Source organism: Stenotrophomonas sp. SXG-1 (genome assembly GCF_014083965.1).
Classification (GTDB): Bacteria; Pseudomonadota; Gammaproteobacteria; order Xanthomonadales; family Xanthomonadaceae; genus Stenotrophomonas; species Stenotrophomonas geniculata.
In genome coordinates, this window is record NZ_CP046588.1 from 2,831,288 (window position 1) to 2,852,776 (window position 21,489).

Below are 21,489 nucleotides of genomic sequence, written 5' to 3' on the forward strand. Positions count from 1 at the left end.
GAGGGTGACGTGGGGGCCACCGAACTGTTAACTTGCGCGCCACTTTCGTGGTTTACAGCATTCCCGCATGTCGCTCTCGTCGTACCGCCCCACCCCCTCGCTGCTGTTCCTGGCCGTTTCCCTCGGCCTTTCCTCCACCGCCACTGCGGCCCCGCAGGCCACCACGCTGGATGCCGTGCAGGTCACCGCTGCTGCCGATGCCAGCACACAGGCACGCGAGGCGCTGAAGCGCGTGCCCGGCGCCAGCAACGTCATCGACGTGTCCAAGGCCAACAGCCGCCTGTCCAGCAGTGCCGATGTGCTGGCCTACCAGCCGGGCATCAGCGCGCAATCGCCGGGCAACGAAGGCACCAAGATCTCGATCCGTGGCTCGGGCATCAACCGGGGCCCGGGTGCGCACGCCTCGGGCATCGCCGTGTCGATCGACGGCCTGCCACTGACCGGCCCCGGCGGCACGCCCTACGAGCTGCTGGAACCGCTGTGGCTGTCACGCGTGGAAGTGCTGCGCGGCGCCAACGGCTTCGAGCGCGGCGCGCTGGCGCTGGGCGGTGCCATCGACTACGTCAGCCGCAGCGGGCGTGATTCGGCCGGCGTGCAGCTGCACTACGAAGCCGGCAGCCGTGGCTACCAGAAGCGGGGCATCAGCTGGGGCGGCGTCAGTGGTGATGTCGATTACTTCCTGGCCTACGCCGATACCGAATTCGACGGCTACCAGCGGCACGCGCGCGGCGACGGCAAGGGCGCGATGGCGAACGTCGGATGGCAGATCACGCCCGACCTGCAGACGCGCTTCTTCGTGCGCTACCGCGAGACCAATCACGAAACACCCGGTCGCCTGACCCGCGATCAGATCCGCAACGATCCGCACGCCGCGAATGCGTCCAACCTGGCCATTGATGCGCTCCGCCCGCAACCGGGCAGCACCTGGGTGGGCAATGTCACCACGCTGCAGATCGATGAGGACTCCTCGCTGCAGGCCGGGCTGGTCTACCACACGTACCCGATGGACTTGAACGAGAGCCTGTACCGGCAGCAGCTGGACTACGCCAACCTCAACGCCACGCTGGACTACCGCCATCGCCACCGGCTGTTCGGCCTGGACAGCGAGACCACGGTCGGCCTGCGCGCCACCCACGATCTGGACGCCGATGTGCGCGAGTCACTGCGCTTTGCCAGCAACGGCTACGCTGCCGGCACGCGCACGCGTGACTTCCGCCACCACGGCACCGACAGTACGCTGCACGTCGGCAATACCCTCACCTTCAACGACCGCCTGCGCATGCAGACCGGGCTGGCACTGATCAGCACCCGCCGCGATGTGCAGGTGACCTGGCCGAGCAGCGGCGGCCGCCTGCGCGACCACGACTGGGACTACGCGCCGCGACTGGGCTTCACCTGGCAGCACAGCACGCAGACGCAGTGGTTCGGCAACCTCAGCCGTTCGGTGGAGGCGCCGCACCCGTGGTCGATGATCTGGGGCTCGAACCAGTACTTCGGGCCGGGCAATGGCCCGTCTACCGGCCGCCAGCGCGCGCCGGTGCCGATGCAGAACCAGACCGCCACCACGCTGGAACTGGGCGCGCGCGGTGACGCGGCGCTGGGTCGCTGGGAACTGACCGGCTACTACGCCCACGTGAACCATGAATTGTTGAGCGTGGAGCTGCAGCCGGTACCGAACCTGTTCATCGCAGAGAACAACGCCAGCCCCACCGTGCACCGTGGCATCGAAGCCGGATTGGACAGCACACTGTGGCAGGCCGCGCCGGGGCGCCTGTCGTTGCGCCAGGCGTACACCTTCAGTGATTTCCGTTACCGCCACGATGCGCGCTTCGGCAGCAACCGCCTGCCGGGCCTGCCGCGCCACAGCTACCAGGCCGAGCTGCGCTTCGATCATGCCTCCGGCCTGTACGCCGCGCTGAACACCGAATACGCCTCGCGCATCGCGGTGGACTACGCCAACAGCTACTGGGCCGACAGCCACGTGATCTTCGGCAGCCGCATCGGCTACGAGGCACCCGGTGGTCGCTGGCAGGCCTGGGCGGAGATGCGCAACATCGGCAACCGCCACTACGCCGCCACGGTCACGCCGGGCTACGACGACGCCGGCAAGGATGTCGCGCGCTCGACGCCAGGCGAAGGCCGTGGCGTCTATGCGGGCGTGCGCTGGCGCTTTGACTGATGGCCGCAGGCGGCGCCGGGTCTGACCCGGCGCCGTCGTTCCAGGGTCAGCCGATGCGCCAGGCCGGCAGGCGTTCGCTGCGCTTCCAGATGGAAGGCGCGAAACCAATCAACACCAGCGCCGCCAGCCACTTCGGTGAGGTGTTGAGCAGTGTCGAGGTAAGCGAACCATCGCCGGGGGGGGCCATGTCCTGCCACGGGTTGTAGCCCAGGTAGACGACGCTGCCAGCCCACCACAGCAACGCCAGGCCGATGCCCACCAGCAGCAGAGCCAGCGTGCGGCAGGTCCAGCGCTGCGACGTGGTGCCCCATTCCCGCGACGCTGCGATCAGCAGACCCACCACCAGCAGCGATACCAGTGCAACCAGTCCGATATCGACCTTGGGCCCGATACGCTCATAGCTGCAGGCGCGGCATTGGGCCTCTTCCGTGGCAGTGGCGGCTTCGGCGCCATCGGCCTGCCCGGCTGCGGGCTGCGCCAGTGCTGCAAACGGCATCAGTACTGCCAGCAGCGTCACCATGATCCAACGAAACAACGTCCTGTTGCGGTGTGTAGCGACATCCATGCGCTCTTCCTCATTCGTGGTGGTTGACAGCCGGCCACATACCTTGGCCTTGGCGAGGATCATAGCGCAGGGCAGGCCAGGAACGAAAAACCGAGCACGGCCATCCACATGCGCCGCTACAGCTCGTGGAGCATGGAAGCTCAAGAACCTGATACAGCATGCGGACATCCTTGCCGGGCACGCGCGGGTAGTGTTGCGCGGATTCTACCGCGGCCGGGGCCTCTGTCCAGGCGACGGGCCGAGGCCATTGATCATCAACTGCGGTCGACGATCCGCACGATGCGACCGTCCTCAAAAGCGAACTCGCTGTGTCCCTGCAGTGCCAGTTCCGTACCCGCGCCGGGACCATCGGGAATGTCCTGCGCGAACACGCCATGCCAGTCGATGCTGGCCAGCACCACACCATCCTTGAAGATCAGCTCCAGCAACCGCTGCTCGCGCTCGCGGAACAACGGCGCCGATTGCCGTGCCAGTTCGCCGAAGGCATCGATGCCTTCGGTGACCATCGTCAGCTGGCCACCGCTGTGGTTCTCGAAACGCACGTTATGCGCCAGCACCGCCAGCATGGCGTCGATGTCGAAGCGGTTGTAGGCCTGCAGGTAGTGCTCGATCAGATGGCGGCAGTGCGATTCGTCCACGGCGGCGTCCAGTCAGGGCCTGCGCCGAGTCTCCCGCGACCGTTCAGCCGTATCAAGGAGGCGCGGCGGCCTTCAGCAACTGCGCGGCCACCTGGTCGAACGGGGCGATGTCCTGCAGTGCGCGGCACATCGCCACCGCACCTTCCACACTGGCAATCACCAGATTGGCCAGCCCACCCGCGGCGACCGGATCGTGGCCGTCGGCGATGAACGCTGCGGCCAGATGGGCCTGCCAACGTGCGAACACTTCAGCAGCTGCTGCACGGGGCTGGCTCGGCACTGCCTCCACCGGCTCCTCCACGGCAGCGGCCAGTACCGGGCAGCCCGCCCGGAACCCGGAGCGCAGCAGGCGCTCGCGCCACATTGCCAGGAACTGCTGCAGGCCCTGCACCGCCCCTCCCTTCAACAGCTCGACGAGAAGCGCCTCCACCTTGTCGCCGGCCATGTAGGTGGCGCGCGCCAGCAGTTCCTGCTTGCCGCCAGGAAAATGGTGGTAGGTGGAGCCCAGCGGCGCCTCGGCCAGCTTGGTCACCTCACGAATGCTGGTGGCATTGAGGCCTACCCGCGCCAGCATCTGTGCTGCGGCATCAATCACCCGTTGCGGGGCATCAGAGGGTCGTGGGCTCACGGCGATCGCCTTGCTAAGACAGTCGTCATAGATTAGCGTACCGGCCGTTCTATAACAGTCGTCATAGCCATGAATCTCTGGTTCCGCCTGCTCCATCTGCTGCTTTGCAGCCTGTTCCGGCCGAAGCTGGAGGCCCCGTTCGGGGTCTCGCGCCTGCAGTTCCGTGTGCTGCCCAACGACCTGGACAGCAACCTGCACATGACCAACGGCCGCTACTGGAACATCTTCGATCTGGGCCGGCTGGACCTGATCCTGCGCATGGGCCTGGGCCGGGTGGCGCTGCGCGAGAAGTGGGCGCCGATCGTCGGTGCCGGCACCATCCAGTTCCGCCGCGAACTCAAGCCGTTCCAGCGCTTCACCCTGGAAACGCGCCTGGTGGGCTGGGTCGGCTCGCGCGGCATCATGGAGCAGCGCGTGCTGATCGGGCCCGAGCAGAAGATCGCCACACGTGCGCTGCTGGTCACCGGCATCTACGACCGTCGCGCACGTCAGTTCCTGGGCATGCCGAAGATGATGGAAGCGATCGGCGTAGTCGCCCCACCGTCGCCGCCGCTCAGTGCAGCCGCCGAGGCGTTGCTGGCGGCCGATGCCGCGTTGAAGCTGGACGATGCCTGAGGCACGTCACCCTATCTTCGGCATGTTCTTGGTCACGCAGTGGATGCCACCTCCGCCACCGGCGATCGCATCGATGTCCACCTGTTCGATCACGCGACTGGGATACATGTCTTCCAGTAGTTCACGGCAGTAGCCATCGGCTGCGTCGTCACCGAACTGCGGCGCGACCACCGCGCCGTTGATCGGCAGGTAGTTGATATAGCCCGTCGCCAGATCGTCGTTGTCGCGGGTATGCACGTTGTCGCGCCCGTCCAGCGGCGGCGGCAGCGTATGCACCTGCAGGCGACGGCCATCGGCATCGGTGGCCTCGCGCAGGATCTGTAGATGTTCGCGGGTCAGGTCGTAGTCGTAGGACTCCGGATCATTGTCCAGGTTGGCAATCACTACACCCGGGCGCACGAAGCGCGCATAGAAATCCACATGCGCGTCGGTGATGTCCTCGCCGGCGATGCCGGGCAGCCAGATCACCTTGCGCAGGCCCAGGTGATGCTTCAGCTCGGCCTCGATCTCCGCGCGCGACCAGTCCGGATTACGGTTGCGGTTCACCCAGCAGCTTTCGGTGAGGATGGCGGTGCCATGGCCATCGACTTCGATGCCACCGCCCTCGCCCACCAGATCGCTTTCCAGCAGCGTCGCGCCGGTCACCTGTGCCAGCCAGGGCGCCACCGCGCCATCGTTGCGTGCGCTCTGCTTGCCTCCCCAACCGTTGAAGTTGAAGTCGACCAGCCCCAGCCCGCCCCGGTCATTGGTGACGAAGCAACCGCCGTAATCGCGCACCCATATGTCATCCAGCGGCACCTCGAGGAACTCGATGTTGTCGCGGCCGCAGCGGTCCTGCGCCTGCTTCAGCTGGTCCGGGCGGCACAGCACGCTGACCGGCTGGTGGCGGGCGATGGTACGGGCCAGCCGCGCCACGGCGGTGTTCACCGCATCGGCCTGCGCGCCCCAGACCCGCGGTTGCGCGGCGAAGGCCAGAAAGACACGTTCCTGCGGCCCGTGCTCGTCCGGCATGCGCCAGGCGCCCGCAGCTGGCCCCGCTGCGGATACGCGAGCCGGCAGCCCCGCCAGACCGAGGGCGGCCAGGCCGCCAAGACCGGCGGCGCCCGCCAGCTGGGTGAGGAAGTGACGACGGCTGCTCATGACGGGCTCCAGGGCCGGTGTGGGATGGAAGCTATGCTGCGCTTGCCCATCCATAAGAACAAACGATAGATTCAGCCACCAATTGAACAGTTTTACTTACCTGAAATGCTCAAGCATTGGCCACCGCTGAACGCGTTGCGTGGTTTCGAGGCCGCCGCCCGCCTGGGTAGTTTCCACAGGGCCGCCGAGGAACTGCATCTGACCCAGTCGGCCATCAGCCAGCAGATCCGGGGCCTGGAAGCCTCGCTGCAGCAGCCGTTGTTCTTCCGGCAGGGCCGCAGCGTCACCCTCACCGACGCCGGCATCGACCTGCTGGAAACCACCCAGTCCCTGCTGCGGCAGCTGGCCAGTGGCATCCGCCGGCTCGATCAGTACCGCAAGCCGAATCAACTGATCGTCAACACCAGCCCGGCCTTTGAGCGCCATTGGCTGGTGCCACGCCTGGCCGGGTTCCATCGCCTGCATCCCGGTGCCGACCTGTGGCTGCTGACCAGCGAGGACGCGCCGGACATGACCACTCAGACGCTGGACGTAGCGGTACGCGATGACCTCGACTCACAGGCGCAGTGCCAGCACCGCGTGCTGCTGCAGGACCGGCTCTATCCGGCCTGCCATCCGGCCCTGCTCGCCACACCGGTGCACGAACGACTGACCCTGCATGGCGAGCGCGAGATGGATTGGAGCCAATGGCAGGTGCAGGGCGGCGCCGATGTCGGCCAGCGCCGCGAGGGCATGAATTTCTCCGAGCCCGGGCAGCTGCTGGATGCCGCATGCCAGGGCCTGGGGATTGCCCTGGTCAGCGAATTGCTGGCGGCCCGCGCCTGCGATCAAGGCCTGCTGCTACCGCTGGATGAGGCGCGCGTGCGCGGCCCGCGCTGGAGCTGGCTGGTGCACCAGGACAGCGCGGCCGATCCGCTGGTGATCAGTTTCTGCGAGTGGCTGCTGGCGAGTCTGCCCGCGGGAGCTACTTCTGCTGCAGCGCGCGCTTGACCGCCGCTTCGGCCAACGGCGCCATCACTGCATAGCCCTTCGCCGTGGGATGCACGCCGTCCTCGGCCAGCTGCGGATCGAGGCCACCAGCCGCATTGGCCATCGGCGTGTAGTAGTCCAGATAGACCAGCTGCTTCGCCTCGGCATAGCGCTTCAACGCCGTGTTCAATGCGCGCACCTTCGGCGCAGGCGTGATGCCCGGCATCCACGGGTACTCGCTCACCGGCAGCACGGAGGCCAGCACCACGGCGATGCCATGTGCACGGGCCAGCTCCATCATCGCGTGCAGGTTGTCTTCGATCATCGCCTGCGTGGACGGGCCGGTGTTGCCGGCGATGTCGTTGGTGCCGGCCAGGATCACCACCACCTGTGGCTTCAGTGCCAGCACGTCCTGCGGGAAACGCACCAGCATCTGCGCCGTGGTCTGGCCACTGATGCCGCGGTTGAGCCAGCCCTTGCCGGGGAAGAAACCGGCACTGCCTTCCCTGCCCCAGCCCTCGGTGATGGAGTCACCGAAGAACACTACGCGTGGCTGGCCCGGCACTGCCGCAGGCAGTCGCGCGTTCGCGTCACGATAGCGTTGCAGCTGCGGCCAATCGGCCAGGCGCTGCTGCATGAAACGAACTTCGTCGGGGCGCAGCTGGTCGATCGGCGTCTGCAGCAGCGGATTGACTGCGACGGCTTCCGCAGCGCCCAGCGGAGAAGCCAACGCGAGGCCCAGCGTCACGACGGTGGCAGCGGCAAGCTCAACAGATCCACGCATGCGAGTACTCCTGAAATCATCTTCCGCAGTCTAACGCCCCGCCCTGTGCTCAGCGTGCAGCCATACGCGCCGCCACACCCGTGACTTTCGCCGGCATCCACATGCCCGGCGTCCAGCCGCTGGCAGCGAGGATCGCCTTCGGGTTGTCCTGCTGGATCAGCGCACGCACCGCATCACGCTTGTCCTTGGCCTGCAGGTAATAGGCCTTGGCGATGCGGTAGCCCACCCAGTACCCGAGGTCGTAAGGCTCCTGCGAGCCCGGCTTGTAGTTGTACAGCCATGGCGACAGATCGATGCTGTCCAGATCCAGCGCGAACGCGCTTTCGATATGCACTTCCCGGCCACGGGTCCAGGCCGCGTGGCGCCCGTTGCCGACGTTGCCGGAAATCAGTTCGGCGATGAACTCGGCGATGCCCTCCCCCAGCGAAACACGCAGCACCGTCGCATGCGGGTCGCCCGGCTCGAAGTCGGTCAGGCCCGTCTGCTGGATGTGCACGTACTCGTGCGCAATCACGTGCACGAAGCGGTCCTGCACATTGGGATTCATGAAATCGGCTGCGCACAGCGCTTCCAGGCCGATGATCACCCCGCTTTTCGAGGTCAGCCCGACCGGACGGCCACGGCCCACCGCGATGGTCACCGGCGGAAACGCAGCCTGCGGGTAGATCGCCTGCAGGTTGGAAAACACCTGCGTCAGGCGTTGTTTCACCGCTGGCAGTTCGGCCAGGCAGCTTCGTCCCTGCGCATACAGTTCCGGCTGGTTGGCGATGGACTCGGCAATGCGCTCGGGGGTGACCCGGCGCGCCTTCGCCAGTTCGGCCAGGCCCGCCGAACCCTCGGCCATGTATCCACGCAACTGCGCAACGCTGGGTTTGCCACCTGCGTTGTCGTACAGCGCGTAGAAGCGACTGACATCGTCAGTGACAATCTGAGGCCCGGCCGGTACCGCCGCCGTGGCCATGCCAACTGCCCCGGCACAGGCCAGGGCCAACAGGCCGCGCAGGATCATGGACATCGCTCCGTCCTTGGTGGAGTGCAGGCGAAGCGCGCAATCTATCACCCCGGCCCGGCTGCCGCAGCAAGCAGATGCGGGCACTCCGGCGCTGTGCCAGACTCGATTCGGCACCTGCCACGGAAGATGGAGCACCCCGCGATGATGATCGTTCCCGCGTACTGGGCTGAAGCCCGCCTGCAGGCCCGCTTCCGTGGCCGGCCGGTGGTGGTGCGCCGCTTCGGCTGGTCCGACGAAGGCCCTGCAGAGGCGCAGGTGCACGCCGACCGCCGCGCCAACGAAGCCCTCAATGCCATCCTCGCCGGGCAGGCGCTGCCGCGCCGCGAAGTGCGCAGCAACTACGGCGTGGAGGGCGTGCCGATCCGCGAGCAGATCGTGCAGCGCGACGGCGACGTCATCATCACCCGCAACAGCTATGGCGCACTGTGCCTCAACAGCCCGGACGTGCTGTTCGCCGACATCGACCATGCGCAGCCGCCAGCCGGCTGCGTGATGCCGGCCATTGTTGCGGCGGTCGTGCTGCTTGCCGGCGCCGTCACTGGCACGCTGCTGTGGCACTGGCTGGTGGGGCTGGTGCTGGGCGTGGCGGCGGTAGTTCTGGTCAATGCCGCATTGCTGTTGCGCCGCAGGCAGCGTCTGGCCGCCGCCGGGGGTGCCGAAGGGCTTGCGCTGCGGCGCGTGGAAGTCTTCAGCGAACAACACCCCGACTGGCATCTGCGCGCTTACCGCACGCCTGCGGGACTGCGCGTGCTGGCGATGCATGCCACCTTCTCGCCCGAGGACGAGCAGCTGCAGGCGTTCTTCAAGGCACTGGGCACCGACACCTTGTACGCGCGCATGTGCCGACTGCAGCACTGCTTCCGTGCGCGGCTGACACCGAAGCCGTGGCGCGTCGGCCTGCGTTATCGCATCCGCCCGCCGGTGGCCGCGTGGTCCGCCGAACAGGCCAACAACCCGGATCGTCTGGCCTGGATTGCGGAGTACGAAAAGAAGAGCGCCGGCTTCGCGGCCTGCGCTTATCTACGCAGTTTCGGCGATACCACCCGGGTGCATGCCAAGGCAGAACATGTGCGCGACCTGCATGACCGGCTGTCGCGCGCGCAGGACCGCCTACCGCTGGCGTGAGGGCGGTACTCAGTCAGCGCTCTGCACGAACGGCTGCCCTGCCAGGGTAGTGCCCAGCCGCACCGCGATCTGTTGACCGTCCTTTTCGAAGGTCGTCGCACATTGCTTTCCATCCTTCTGGCATCCGACTTCCGGAAAGCCGTCCAGCGATTCCGGCGCGCCCTGCGCAGGTTTTGCCCGCCAGCCTGCGGCATCCAGCAGGCGCTTGGCCTTGGCGTAAGGCATGCCGGCGATGATCCCCAGCTGCGCCAATTCGGTGGGCAATGGCTGCGCACCTGCAGTTGAGACCAGGACCAAGGACAACGTTGCAGCAAGAAGGATGGCTTTCATTGCACCGACCTGGAACGAGCTATCAGGTTCAGCCTAGACCATTTGCGCGGCGTGCGAATGTGCCGGTAACACGTCGTTACCGAGTCTCCACAGTTGATTGCAGAGCACCTGCAACTGTTTACAGGCCAACGGATAGCCGAGCGTGGGCTCGACTCTACAGCAGGATGCACAAGGCCGCCCGAAGGCGGCCTTCTGCAAAGCGGTCGAGCAGGCTCGACGCTACTGGGCATTCTTCACGTAGGTGTCGAACCAGTTCAGCATTTCCGCCACCAGCTGCTCGTTCGATTCCAATGCGGTGTACCAGTGCGGTTCGTTCGGCAGCATCACCAGGCGGGTGGTGCCGCCGTTGCCGCGGATCGCCTGGTACAGCTTGCGCGACTGGAACGGCTCGGTGCCCGGGTTGGCGTCGTCCTCGCCGTGGACCAGCAGCAGCGGCAGCTTGATCTTGTCGGCATAGAAGAACGGCGAGGCCTTCAGGTACACGTCCTGCGCCTGCCACACCGAGCGGCGTTCGTTCTGGAAGCCGAACGGGGTGAAGGTCTTGTTGTACGAACCGCTGGTCGCCACACCGGCCTTGAACAGCTTGGTGTGCGCAATCAGGTTGGCGGTCATCAGGCCGCCATGGCTGTGACCGGTCACGCCGATGCGGTTGCGGTCGACCACGCCCATGTCCACGGCCTTGTCCACCGCCGCCTTGGCGTCGGCTTCCAGCTGCTCCAGGTAGGTGTCGTAGGCGTTCTTCGGGTCACCCACGATCGGGAACGAGGCGTTGTCGATGATCGCGTAGCCGGCCAGCAGCATCAGGCGGTACGGCTGCAGGCGGGTGAAGGTCTGCTGCGAACCGGATACCTGGCCGGCCTGCGCGGCGTTGGCGAAGTCGGCCGGGTACGCATACAGGATCGCCGGCACGCGCTGGCCCTCCTTGTAGCCCGGCGGCGTGTACAGGGTGAACGACAGGTCCACGCCGTCGGCGCGCTTGTAGGTCACCAGCTGCTTCTTGATCTGGCGCACTTCCGGGGTCGGGTCGACCAGCTTGGTCAGCGCGGTCGTGGTGGACGCGAACTGCGCCTCGCCGGCCTTCGCGTCGGCCACCGCCTCACCCTGCTGCCGAATGAAGGCATTCGGCGGATCGATCACCGACTGGTGCCAGGTCAGGTAGCGCCCCGGCGTGTTGCTGAAACCGAGGAACTGTTCGTAGGCATCGGCACTGCTGCGGAACAAGCGCTCGCTCTTCAGCGTGCCCAGGTCCAGGCGGTCCAGGAACGGACGGTCGCCCTGCGGCGACGCGCCACGGCCGCTGAGGAACACATGGTTGCCCTCACGGCGCACGACCTGCGCGCCATTCGGCAGGCGGGTGAAGACCAGGTTGCCGGGGTTGCCGTACAGCTCATCGCTGGACATGTCCCACAGCAGGCGGCCTTCCTTCTTCGGCTGGTCCACATCGACGATGCGGGTCTGCATCCAGTGGCGGTTCTCGTCGTTCTCGAACTGGAACGCCACGGACGGATCGGCGGACCACGCAAAACCTTCAAAGCGCTGCGTAGTGCGGGTGATTTCGGTCGGCTTGCCGTTGAACGGCGCCTTCAGCATCAGCACGCGATCGCGATGCGGCACGTTGACCTTCCAGTCGCCCTTGTCCAGCGCTTCGGCATAGACCAGGGTGGCCGGATCGGTGGCACGCCAGTCGAAACCGCGCGGACCTTCCGGTACGCCGTGCACCGGCACGCGGTCGGCCAACGGCAGGCTGGCGATCGGCGTGGACTTGCCGCTGGCGATGTCCAGCACGGCCACGTCGTTGGCGAAGCGCTGGTAGGTCACCGCATGCGAATACGGTGCCTTGATCGATTCGGTCAGCACGTGCACGCCATCGGGCGCGGCGCTGACTTCATTGAACAGCGCCGGTTGCCCGACCGGGCGCACGCGGTTGGCGACGGTATCGACCACGGCCAGCTGCGAAGTACCGTAGTAGGCGAACAGCTTCTCGTCATGGACGCTGGTCAGCGTGTCGCGGGCTTCGTAGGTGCTGCTTTCGCCGCTGCTGCCCAGTGACTCCTGCGCGTCCGGACCGGTCGGCACGCCGCCATTGGACGGCGCCGGGCCCTGATTGGCCGGGACCAGCTTCACCAGCAGATTCTGGCTGCCGCCCAGCCACTGCACGGTGTAGCCGAAGATCGGGTTCAGCTGCACGTTCGGCACCTGCTTCACCTGGCCGGTGGCCGCATCGCCCACCCACAGCTGCACGCTGGTATCGACCGCATTCTGGAAGGCGAAGTGGCTGCCATCGGCCGACCACAGCGCGCCGGTGGCGCAGCCCTGCGGCAGGTTGACCTTGGTCTCCTTGCCGCTGCCGATATCGACCAGGGTGAAGTCGGCCACGCAGGCCGGAATGCCGTAGCCACCGGGGGTGTCATGGCGGCTGCGATTCTTCGGCTCCAGGCGCACGCCGGCCAGCTTCAGGTAAGGCTGGGCGACGCGGCTGATTGACGGGTAGGTCTGCGCGGTGGTCAGCAGCAGGCGCTGGCCGCCCGGGGCCACGTTCGGCGCCGGCGGCGGCGGTGCCTTCAGCACCTTGAGCAGGTGTTCCGGCGGCTTGGCGTAGTCGGCAAGCGCCGGGCCAGCGGCCAGCAGGCCGACGGTGGCGACGGCAACGGCCGCCGCCAGAGAGGTTCGACGGATCAGCATCCTTATCCCCTGGAGTGTGAATGGGTACCCGGAATCGGGCATGGACCCGAATCTAGCACCGCAGGGGTTGTCGTGAATGGGCCGGAAGGGCTAGTGGCCGGATGGGGCAAAGTGCAGCTCCGGGAGGTGCCGGGGAGCTGCCGGCACCTGCCAGGCATGGCTTGGCACTACTGCTGCGCGTGCAGGTCCCAGGTGGCCAGGTAGTCAGGGTCGACCACGATCATGCCACTGGTGTGCATGCGGTACTCCCCGGGCTCGGCTGGCTGGTACTGGTCCAGCATCGGCGGCAGGTAGCGCTCGTGGCCATCATTCTCGTCGGCCAGCACCACGCCCTCGTCGGCGCTGATGCGCAGCACCGTGCCGGCATACTGCTCCAGCCCCTTTACCTGGCCGTCGCCGCCATAGCGGGTCACACCTACCAGTACGACCTTGCCGATCATTTCCTCGACCTTGGCGTCGTCCAAGGGCGGCAGCATGGGAGTGAATTCGTCGCTCATCGGTGCACCTCCGTAGCCTGCAGGACATCGTGGATGAGGTTTCCGCTTCGCAGTGCGCGTCGCTGGCAGCCGAGCAGGTGCCCGGCCTGAAGCCTCTGCATCAAGAGTGCCAGTACGCCCATGAACCCAAGGGTTCCTGGAGCACGATGCTGCCATCGCAGGCGGAAGGGACAGGTGAAGGCCGAACTCGGTCCTCGCCGATCAGGGGGTTGCACCCGCACCACGCTAGAATGCGCCCATGCGCACCGTACATGCCCTCCGCTACATCACTCCCTTGCGGGAAGGTGGCTCCCTGCCGGCCGTGGTCGAGACCGACGACGACGGCATGGCCGTGCTGAAGTTCCGTGGCGCAGGCCAGGGCCCGAAGGCGCTGATCGCCGAGCTGATCGCCGGCGAAATGGCGCGCACGCTGGGCCTGCCGATTCCGGAAATCCTGTTCGTGGAGCTGGACCGCGAGTTCGCCCGCACCGAACCGGACCCGGAAATCCAGGAGCTGATCCGTGCCAGCGAGGGCCTGAACCTGGGCCTGGACTACCTGCCCGGTGCGATCAACTACGACCCTGCGGCGATGCCGGTGGATGCCGATCTGGCCTCGCGCATCGTCTGGTTCGATGCGCTCACCAGCAATGTCGATCGCACCACGCGCAATCCGAACCTGATGGTGTGGCATCGAAAGCTGTACCTGATCGATCACGGTGCGGCCATGTACTTCCATCACGACTGGGCCAACGCCGGCGATGCCTGCGAAAAGCCGTTCGTGCTGATCCGCGACCACGTGCTGCTGTCGTTCGCCAGCCGCATCGCCGAGGTGGATGCCGAACTGGCCGCGCGCCTGACCGATGCCGAGATCGAGCGCATCGTCGGCCTGGTGCCGGACAGCTGGCTGGTCAACGAGCCGGCATTCGACAGTCCGCAGGCCTATCGCCAAGGCTACATCGACTATCTCAAGCATCGCCTGAAAGTGCGTGCGGTGTTCGTGCAGGAGGCCATCCGTGCCCACGCTGCACACGTATGACTACGCGGTCATCCGCGTGGTACCGCGGGTGGAACGCGAGGAATTCATCAACGTCGGGGTGATCGTCTCCTGTCCTGGCGCGCGTCATCTGGAGGCGGCCATCGAGATCGATCCTGCGCGCCTGCGCGCCTTCGCGCCGGCGCTGGACCAGGAGGCGCTGCAGCCGTGGCTGGATGCGATCGTGGCCATCTGCCGCGGCGACGCCAGCGCCGGCCCCATCGCGCAGCTGCCCGCGCGAGCGCGCTTCCATTTCCTTACCGCCAAGCGCAGTTCGGTTGTGCAGATGTCGAGCACGCATGTGGGCCGCACTGCGGACCCGGCGGGCGTGGTGGAACACTTGATGACGAAGATGGTGCGGGTGCCGCGCTGATGCGCCCGTCTCTCACTTCCTGGCGCGCGCCCGGTACCAGGCAATGAGTGCACAGGCTACCGCAGCGGAAATCAACACCCACCCGGCTGCTGCCTGTCCATGCAGGTAGCCTTGTGCATACGCAGCACTGGTACCTTCGCTGGCCATCGCCGGGACACCCCTGAGTATCACGTGCACCCCGCGCAGCAGGAGCACCATGCTGGCGACCAGACACACCACGGGAAGGAATCGGCTCATGGCCCGATTCTGGTCCGCCAACTGCCCCAGCGTCAACATCGCTGCAGCACAGTCGCTCGGGGCTACAACGGCACTCTTCGCGCGATGTAGTTGACCACGTTGCTGATCGCATCCGGATCGACATTGGCCAGGCCAACGATCACATAGCCCTGTGCGGGCATCACCACGATGGCACTGTTCGATCCGGGCGCACCGCCTTCGTGGCCGTACTGGTGCTCCCTGCCCTTGCCCTGCACCACGAAGCCGAATCCATACCAGCCCTTGTGGTTCTGCGCCGTGGTGGCCTGCTGCAGCAATGCAGGTGAGACCAGCTTTCCACTGCGCAATGCCTCGGCGAACTTCACCATGTCGCCCACCGCGCTGTAGCCACCACCGGCTGACATGCCGCGCCAGGGCAGCGACTTCGTTTCACGGACCCATTGCCCGTCCTTCTTCGTGTAGGCGACGGCACGCTGCGGGACGTTCACTGTTTCCGGTTCGAAGCCGGTGCCCATCATGCCCGCCGGGCGCAGGATGTGTTGCTCCACATAGGCGTAGTACGACTGCCCGGAGACGACCTCGATGATCCGCCCAAGCACGATGAAGCCATAGTTCGAGTAGCTGTCCTGGCTGCCTGGCGTGAATTGCGGCGCATCCTTGGCAAAGCGCCGCACGTAGTCATCCAGCGTCTTCAACGACGCGGAATACTGTTCGAAATCGTCGCCGAAGAAGTCGCCCAGGCCACTGGTGTGTGACAGCAGCTGGCGAACGGTTACGCTGTTGGCAACGGTCTTGTTCGGATAGTCCGGCAGGCAACTGCCGATCGTGTCATCGAGACTGAGCTTGCCGTCCTGCACCAGCTGCAGGACGGCCACTGCGGTGAACATCTTGTTGGAGGACGCAAGGCGGAACTGTGTATCCACGTCCACTGGAATGCCAGCGGTGCGATCGGCATCGCCACCGCGCCAGTCCAGCAGCACCTTGCCATTCTGCGCCACCTGCAATGCACCCGACAGCGCGTCCTGCGCCCGCAGCGCCTCCAGCCTTGCCGCGGCATCAGCCATCAGCGCAGGCAATGCAACCCGTGCCGGCTTGTATTTGTCCGGCGTTTCAGTGCCCTCGATCTGGAACTGCTTCACGTGCGACGGGTTGGCCGGGTCCATGACCGCCGTCACCCACATCGCACGTTCGCTCAGCTGGCCCATCACCAGCAGCTTCGCCTGGTCGGGCGCGCGCTCGAGTGTTTCCAGAACGCTCAGCGGGCCCGTGCTCTCGCGGAACTCGAGATAGTCCTTGGGCGTGCTGCCCTCCTGCTTGGCATATCTGTCGGCGAATGCCTGCAACCCCTCGAGGCTGCCCGCATTGAAGGCGGCAAGCCAGTCATCGATGGCATCCCGCGCGCGTGGATGTTCGCGCTCGGAAGATGCTGCGCCAACTGCCGGAAATGCCGAGGCGGTCACCAGGACCAAACAGGCCAGCGCATTGCAGAGAAACAGGCGTCCAACAGCCCTCATGGCAATTCCTTTGCGGGTATCCCTGGGCGCATCCTAGACGATGGATCGGCCCGCCGCATCCACGCTAGGGACGCTGCCGCACCACCTCGACGGTGACGTTGAATGCCTCGATGCTATGCCATTGGCCCCGTTCGTACGGCAGCGATTCCACCCCCATGCCGATCTGATACCTCACCGCATCCGGACCTTCGCGCCAGTAGTAGGGTGCGCCGTTGCTCCAGCCACAACAGACGTAGCGCAATGCAGGCAGGCCGAATGCCGTGTGCAGATAGGCTTCGACCTGCGCCGCTTGCGCGCCTGAAACACGATAGTGGGCCTCCATCGGCTTGATGTAGGACACGTCATCCTGGCTGCAGCTTACATACTGCAGTTCCGGAGGCTTCCGGCCCATTGCCTGCAGGAAATCCTGGCATTCAGTATCAGGTCGCGCCAGGCCATCCGCGCGCCCTTGCACCTCCCACTCGGCCAACGCCTGCGCAGGCGTCTGCTGCGCAAGCACGCTGGCGCTGGAAAATGACGCCAGCAGCAGGACGCGGGCGGCATGCTGCGGCAACGGGAGAGACATCACGGGGCGAGTCCTTCGCATGGGAGCACAGGAATGCTGATCGATGCCACGCTATCGCCTTGCCATCGTCTGCTCTGTGAAACGCGCCACGCAGAAGTCCAGGAAGCTGCGCAGCTTGGGCGTCAGCTGGCGGTCGCGCGGATACACCAGGTTGATCCACGTCGATACCGGCACGTGGTCCGGCAGCACTTCCACCAGTTCACCACGCGCCAGCGCAGCGGCAAGCATTTCGTAGGGCTGCAGGATCAATCCCAGCCCACCCACGGCCGCTGTCAGCAGCGGCTCGGCCTGGTTGACCATGAAGCGACTGGACACCGGCACGGTCAGCACGCTGCCATCGGCATCGCGGAAACTCCAGCGTGTGCGGATGATCGAATGCGCGAAGCCCAGGCACTCGTGGCGGCTCAGGTCATTGGGATGGGTGATGGCCGGGCGCGAAGCCAGGTAGTCCGGCGAGGCACATAGGACGAGCGGATACGGCCCCAGCCGTCGCGCCACCAGCCCGCTGTCGGCCAGGTCACCGGTACGGAACACCAGGTCGTAGCCGTCCTCGACGATGTCCACCAAGCTGTTGGACAGATTCAGATCGACCTGCACATCCGGGTACTGCTGCATGTAAGCCACCACCGCCGGGCCCAGTGCGTGCACGCCGAAGGTGACCGGCGCGCTGATGCGCAGGCGCCCCATCGGCCGTCCACGCGCCACTTCCGCCAATTGCTCGGCGCCCTCCACTTCCTCCAGGATCACCCGCGCCCGCGCAAGGTAGGCCTGGCCGAAGTCGGTCAGGCTCTGCTTGCGCGTGGTGCGGTTGAGCAGGCGCATGCCCAGGTGCTGCTCCAGCGCCTGGATATGCTTGCCGACCAGCTGCGGCGACAGGTCCAGTGCCTCGGCAGCGGCGGCGAAGGAGCCGACCTCGGCCACCTTGGCGAAGGTCCGCAGGGGAGCGATCAGGTCCATTGCAAACAATTGTTCTTCAATGAAAAACCAGATTACCCCTTATTCTGGATGCAGACTACGCGCACAGTAGCCGTGACCCTTTCGCCGGCGCCCTCGTCGGCCCTTCCTCGGAGCCCCCATGAGCCAGATTGTCCGCATCCACGAATATGGCAGTGCCGATGTGCTGCGCATCGACGATATCGACGTTCACGCCCCCGCCCCTGACGAAGTCCAGATCCGGGTGAAGGCAATCGGCCTGAACCGCGCCGAGGTGATGTTCCGCAACGGCGCCTATCTGCAGGAAGCGCAGTTCCCCAGCCGGCTGGGCTATGAGGCCGCTGGCGTGATCGAAGCGGTCGGCAGTGCGGTGAGCGGCTTCACTGCTGGCGATGCGGTCAGCGTGATACCGCCACTGGACATCGCGCGCTGGGGCACCTATGGCGAGCTGGCCAACGTGCCGGCACGACTGGTGGTCAAGCACCCACAGGCGTTGGACTTTGAAACGGCGGCCGCGGTGTGGATGCAGTACGTCACCGCCTGGGGCGCGCTGCTGGAACAGGCTCATCTGGCCGCCGGGGATTTCGTCATCATTACCGCCGCCAGCAGCAGCGTCGGCCTGGCCGCCATCCAGATCGCCAATGCAGTAGGCGCCACGCCGATCGCGGTCACCCGTGGCCCGGGCAAGCGCCAAGCCCTGCTCGATGCCGGTGCCGCCCACGTCATCGCCACCCAGGAGCAGGATCTGGTGACCGAAGTGGCGCGCATCACCGGCGGTGCCGGTGCCCGTGTGGTGTTCGATCCGATCGGTGGCCCGCAGTTCGTGCCGCTCACCGAAGCGATGGCCCGTGCCGGCATCCTGCTGGAGTACGGCGCGCTGAGCAGCGAACCCACGCCGTTCCCGCTGTTCAACGTGCTGGGCAAGTCGCTGACGCTGAAGGGCTATCTGTACTCGGAAATCGTTTCTGACGATGCCGCACTGGCCCGCGCCAAGGCGTTCATCGTCGATGGCCTGGACAAGGGCACGCTGGCGCCAAAGATTGCCAAGGTGTTCCCGTTTGCGCAGATCCAGGAGGCACACCGTTACCTGGAATCGAACGAGCAGATCGGCAAGGTGGTGGTGACGGTGTGATCCAGCGTCATGCAATGGGGGTGGATCATCGCCCCCATTGCGGTTACCTGGGCAACGCAAACGCCATCACATAATCGCCGTTTGGGGTTTCCATGAAATGGTGGCCACCGGCCATGATCACTACGTACTGGCGCCCGCCCTGCTCGTACACCATCGGGTTGGCCTGGCCGCCCGCGGGCAGCTTGGCATGCCACAGTTCCTTGCCGGTCTTCAGGTCGATGGCACGCAGCAGGTCATCGGTGGCAGCGGCGATGAAGATCAGGCCGCTGGCGGTGACTACCGAACCGCCATTGTTCGGCGTGCCGATCTCGATCGGCAGGCCGGAGCGGATGCCGAACGGTCCGTTGCCGCGCGCACTGCCGAATGGACGGTCCCACAGCAGCTTGCCGGTACGCAGGTCGATGGCACGGATACCGCCATAGGGCGGCTGCTTGCACAGCAGGCCGGTGAACGGCAGCCGCCAGCCAGCGTTGACCTGGATGCCGTACGGCGTGCCCACCTGCGGGTCGCCCGCGCCTTCTGCACCGCCCTTGTCGAACCGGATCTTCTCGCGCGGCAGCCAGCCCAGCCGGTCGGCCTCGGCGCGTGGCACCAGCCGGTTGTAGTTGGGCATGTCGTTGTAGTTGGCCACGATCACGCCGCGGCGTGTATCGATGGACACGCTGCCCCAGTCCGAGCCGCCGTTGTAGCCGGGGTACTCGATGGAATGGCGCTCGCTGCTCGGCGGCGTATAGAAACCCTCGTAGTACGCCTTGCGGAACTGGATGCGGCAGACCAGCTGGTCGATCGGGGTGATGCCCCACATGTCGCGCTCGGTCAGGTCATGTTCGCGGCGCAGCGTGTGGTACAGCGAAAACAGCTGCGTGGGCGAACGCTGTTCGGGTTCGACGCCGCCCACCGGCACCTTGCGCTCTTCGGCGGCGGTCAGCAGCTGGCCGTTGCGGCGATCGAGGATATAGAGGTCGCCCTGCTTGGTCGGCAGCAGGATCGCCGGCACCTTGCCCGCCGCCGTCGGGTAGTCGATCAGGCTGGCCTGCGAACCCAGGTCGTAGTCCCACACATCCTTGCGCACCGCCTGGAAATGCCAGACCGGCTTGCCGGTGGCCACGTCGATCGCCACCAGCGAGGTCGCATAGCGGTTCTGGTTCTCCGTGCGCGAGCCACTCCAGTAGTCGCCCGCGGAATTGCCCAGCGGCAGGTAGACCAGGCCCAGTGCTTCATCACCGGTGGCGGTGGTCCACATGTTGGGCGTGCCGCGCGTATAGGTCTGCTCGCGCGGCGGCAGGCCGCTGCGCTCGGGCTGGTCCATGTCCCATGCCCAGCGCAGCTTGCCGGTGATGGCATCGTAGGCCTGGATCACGCCCGAGGGCGCATCTCGGCGCTGTCCGTCCAGGACCTGATGACCGGTCACGATCACGCCGCGCACGATGGCCGGCGGCGAGTTGATCGACACGTAACCCGGTGGCACCTCGCCCATGCCCAGGGTGATGTCGACCTGGCCGTTGTTGCCGAAATTCGCGCAGGGACGGCCGCTGTCCGCGTCCACCGCGATGATGCGACCGTCCAGCGTGCCTTCAATGATGCGCGCCCAGCACGCCGGACGACTGCCCGGTGCGGCGCTGCGGGTGACGCTGGGAGGCGGTTCCGGCAGCGCCAGATCAGCGGCGACATCGGCCAATGCCGCGTCAGCAATGGTCGGCGTGCTGGGCTGCTCGTAATAGCTCACACCACGGCAGGCAGCGGTATAGGGAATCGAAGCATCCTTCACCTTTGGATCGAACCGCCACAGCTCCTTGCCGCTGGCGGCGTCGAGTGCGATCAGGCGGTTGCGCGCGGTGCACAGGTACAGGCGATCGCCAATCTTCAGCGGCGTGGTTTCCGCGCCCCAGCGCCTCTTCGGCATATCGCCGGTACGGAACTGCCAGGCCGGCTGCAGCGTGGCCACATTGGCCGGGGTGATCTGCTGCAACGGCGAATAGCGGGTGGCCGCATTGCTGCGGCCCCACGCCGGCCAGTCGCCCTCGGCGGGCTGGTCAGCAGGCTGCAGGCCCGTGGTATCGCGCGTAGGTTCCAGTCCGGCGCTGACCGCGCCTTCCGGGAACGGCAGGTGCCCGTCCACTTCACCATGCGGCGCAAAGGCCAGGCCGAAGGCGGCCACGAACACCAGCATCAGCACGCCCGCCACGCTGCGCGACAGGCGTTTTGAAACCGGCTCGCGCAGCGTCGGCGCCAGCAGCGCCAGCACGATGCCGAGCACCGTCACCAGCCCGAGCCGCGGTACCCAGCGCCAGTAATCGCTGCCCGATTCCCACCAGGTCCACAGCAGCGTTCCGATGAACACCAGCGCATACAGCAGCGCGCCGCTGCGGCGGTTGCCGAACAACAGGAGGCCACTGGCCAGCAGGCCGAGGCCGGCGATGGCGTAGTACGCCGAGCCTCCCAAGCTGAGCAGCCACGCACCGAGCCCGCCGATGACCAGGCCGAGCACGACCAGCAGCAGCGACAGCACGGTGACAAGGGGATGCCGGGAGGCGCGGACGGAGGCAGGAGCGGACTGCGGCGTGGCGGACATCGTCGATC

The 21,489-nt window shown here is 66.2% G+C and carries 20 protein-coding genes; 7 read left to right on the forward strand and 13 right to left on the reverse strand.

Annotated elements, in window-relative coordinates; translation table 11 throughout:
• Window positions 1-67: 67 nt before the first annotated feature.
• On the forward strand, window positions 68-2,179 hold the full coding sequence (locus tag GOC52_RS13045; RefSeq protein WP_191849609.1) for a TonB-dependent receptor family protein: 2,112 nt from the start codon (window positions 68-70) through the stop codon (window positions 2,177-2,179).
• 46 nt (window positions 2,180-2,225) lie between these two features.
• Here GOC52_RS13045 and GOC52_RS13050 read toward each other — a convergent pair whose 3' ends face one another.
• The 3 genes from GOC52_RS13050 to GOC52_RS13060 form a co-directional block, all read right to left on the reverse strand.
• Window positions 2,226-2,744 carry a hypothetical protein gene (locus GOC52_RS13050; RefSeq protein ID WP_043398691.1) on the reverse strand — a complete coding sequence of 173 codons (519 nt, stop codon included), beginning with the start codon at window positions 2,742-2,744 and terminating at the stop codon, window positions 2,226-2,228.
• A gap of 254 nt (window positions 2,745-2,998) precedes the next feature.
• Window positions 2,999-3,382: a nuclear transport factor 2 family protein gene (locus GOC52_RS13055; RefSeq protein ID WP_125437278.1), complete on the reverse strand. Its 384-nt coding sequence runs from the start codon at window positions 3,380-3,382 to the stop codon at window positions 2,999-3,001.
• A 52-nt stretch (window positions 3,383-3,434) separates the two neighbouring features.
• Entirely contained in the window at window positions 3,435-4,010 is a 576-nt protein-coding gene (locus GOC52_RS13060; protein ID WP_029379700.1) for a TetR/AcrR family transcriptional regulator, read from the reverse strand.
• Window positions 4,011-4,079: 69 nt separating this feature from the next.
• On the opposite strand from GOC52_RS13060, the gene GOC52_RS13065 reads away from it, so the two are divergent.
• Window positions 4,080-4,625 (forward strand): thioesterase family protein, encoded by a 546-nt coding sequence (locus GOC52_RS13065; protein ID WP_191849611.1) that lies wholly within the window; start codon window positions 4,080-4,082, stop codon window positions 4,623-4,625.
• Window positions 4,626-4,631: 6 nt separating this feature from the next.
• Here the strand turns inward: GOC52_RS13065 and GOC52_RS13070 are convergent, their stop codons facing one another.
• Window positions 4,632-5,765, reverse strand: coding sequence for an agmatine deiminase family protein (locus GOC52_RS13070; protein ID WP_191849613.1), 1,134 nt, complete (start codon window positions 5,763-5,765; stop codon window positions 4,632-4,634).
• 105 nt (window positions 5,766-5,870) lie between these two features.
• Between GOC52_RS13070 and GOC52_RS13075 the strand changes: the two genes are divergently transcribed.
• Window positions 5,871-6,755 (forward strand): LysR family transcriptional regulator, encoded by an 885-nt coding sequence (locus GOC52_RS13075; RefSeq protein WP_191849615.1) that lies wholly within the window; start codon window positions 5,871-5,873, stop codon window positions 6,753-6,755.
• On the opposite strand, the gene GOC52_RS13080 is transcribed toward GOC52_RS13075, so the two are convergent.
• Both GOC52_RS13080 and GOC52_RS13085 read right to left on the reverse strand, forming a co-directional pair.
• A complete protein-coding gene (locus tag GOC52_RS13080) occupies window positions 6,730-7,518 on the reverse strand; it encodes an SGNH/GDSL hydrolase family protein (RefSeq protein ID WP_125437280.1) in 789 nt (262 codons plus the stop codon). The two genes, GOC52_RS13075 and GOC52_RS13080, sit on opposite strands and share 26 nt — an antisense overlap.
• A 49-nt stretch (window positions 7,519-7,567) precedes the next feature.
• Window positions 7,568-8,533 carry a DUF2268 domain-containing putative Zn-dependent protease gene (locus GOC52_RS13085; RefSeq protein ID WP_049412963.1) on the reverse strand — a complete coding sequence of 322 codons (966 nt, stop codon included), beginning with the start codon at window positions 8,531-8,533 and terminating at the stop codon, window positions 7,568-7,570.
• A 138-nt stretch (window positions 8,534-8,671) separates the two neighbouring features.
• On the opposite strand from GOC52_RS13085, the gene GOC52_RS13090 reads away from it, so the two are divergent.
• Window positions 8,672-9,655, forward strand: a complete 984-nt coding sequence (locus GOC52_RS13090; RefSeq protein ID WP_010480506.1) for a hypothetical protein — start codon at window positions 8,672-8,674, stop codon at window positions 9,653-9,655.
• Between the two features lie 9 nt (window positions 9,656-9,664).
• On the opposite strand, the gene GOC52_RS13095 is transcribed toward GOC52_RS13090, so the two are convergent.
• The 3 genes from GOC52_RS13095 to GOC52_RS13105 all read right to left on the reverse strand — a co-directional run bounded on the left by GOC52_RS13095 (window position 9,665) and on the right by GOC52_RS13105 (window position 13,164).
• On the reverse strand, window positions 9,665-9,985 hold the full coding sequence (locus GOC52_RS13095; RefSeq protein ID WP_029379698.1) for a hypothetical protein: 321 nt from the start codon (window positions 9,983-9,985) through the stop codon (window positions 9,665-9,667).
• A 219-nt stretch (window positions 9,986-10,204) separates the two neighbouring features.
• Window positions 10,205-12,667, reverse strand: a complete 2,463-nt coding sequence (locus GOC52_RS13100) for a S9 family peptidase (protein WP_125437288.1) — start codon at window positions 12,665-12,667, stop codon at window positions 10,205-10,207.
• A gap of 167 nt (window positions 12,668-12,834) precedes the next feature.
• The gene (locus GOC52_RS13105; RefSeq protein WP_010480503.1) at window positions 12,835-13,164 is read right to left on the reverse strand and encodes a hypothetical protein; all 330 of its coding nucleotides are present in this window, start codon (window positions 13,162-13,164) and stop codon (window positions 12,835-12,837) included.
• A gap of 238 nt (window positions 13,165-13,402) precedes the next feature.
• Between GOC52_RS13105 and GOC52_RS13110 the strand changes: the two genes are divergently transcribed.
• Window positions 13,403-14,179 carry a HipA family kinase gene (locus GOC52_RS13110; RefSeq protein WP_043398508.1) on the forward strand — a complete coding sequence of 259 codons (777 nt, stop codon included), beginning with the start codon at window positions 13,403-13,405 and terminating at the stop codon, window positions 14,177-14,179.
• Window positions 14,157-14,549 (forward strand): DUF3037 domain-containing protein, encoded by a 393-nt coding sequence (locus tag GOC52_RS13115; RefSeq protein ID WP_019337307.1) that lies wholly within the window; start codon window positions 14,157-14,159, stop codon window positions 14,547-14,549. The genes GOC52_RS13110 and GOC52_RS13115 overlap by 23 nt, the downstream gene beginning before the upstream one ends.
• A 299-nt stretch (window positions 14,550-14,848) precedes the next feature.
• Here GOC52_RS13115 and GOC52_RS13120 read toward each other — a convergent pair whose 3' ends face one another.
• The 3 genes from GOC52_RS13120 to GOC52_RS13130 form a co-directional block, all read right to left on the reverse strand.
• Window positions 14,849-16,279 carry a serine hydrolase domain-containing protein gene (locus GOC52_RS13120; protein ID WP_191849616.1) on the reverse strand — a complete coding sequence of 477 codons (1,431 nt, stop codon included), beginning with the start codon at window positions 16,277-16,279 and terminating at the stop codon, window positions 14,849-14,851.
• A 64-nt stretch (window positions 16,280-16,343) separates the two neighbouring features.
• On the reverse strand, window positions 16,344-16,844 hold the full coding sequence (locus tag GOC52_RS13125; protein ID WP_049455460.1) for a DUF4952 domain-containing protein: 501 nt from the start codon (window positions 16,842-16,844) through the stop codon (window positions 16,344-16,346).
• Window positions 16,845-16,895: 51 nt separating this feature from the next.
• Window positions 16,896-17,801: a LysR family transcriptional regulator gene (locus tag GOC52_RS13130; protein ID WP_057503330.1), complete on the reverse strand. Its 906-nt coding sequence runs from the start codon at window positions 17,799-17,801 to the stop codon at window positions 16,896-16,898.
• Between the two features lie 118 nt (window positions 17,802-17,919).
• On the opposite strand from GOC52_RS13130, the gene GOC52_RS13135 reads away from it, so the two are divergent.
• Window positions 17,920-18,909, forward strand: a complete 990-nt coding sequence (locus tag GOC52_RS13135; RefSeq protein WP_143994118.1) for a zinc-dependent alcohol dehydrogenase family protein — start codon at window positions 17,920-17,922, stop codon at window positions 18,907-18,909.
• 43 nt (window positions 18,910-18,952) lie between these two features.
• Here the strand turns inward: GOC52_RS13135 and GOC52_RS13140 are convergent, their stop codons facing one another.
• Window positions 18,953-21,481 carry a membrane-bound PQQ-dependent dehydrogenase, glucose/quinate/shikimate family gene (locus tag GOC52_RS13140; protein WP_191849618.1) on the reverse strand — a complete coding sequence of 843 codons (2,529 nt, stop codon included), beginning with the start codon at window positions 21,479-21,481 and terminating at the stop codon, window positions 18,953-18,955.
• Between the last annotated feature and the right edge of the window lie 8 nt (window positions 21,482-21,489).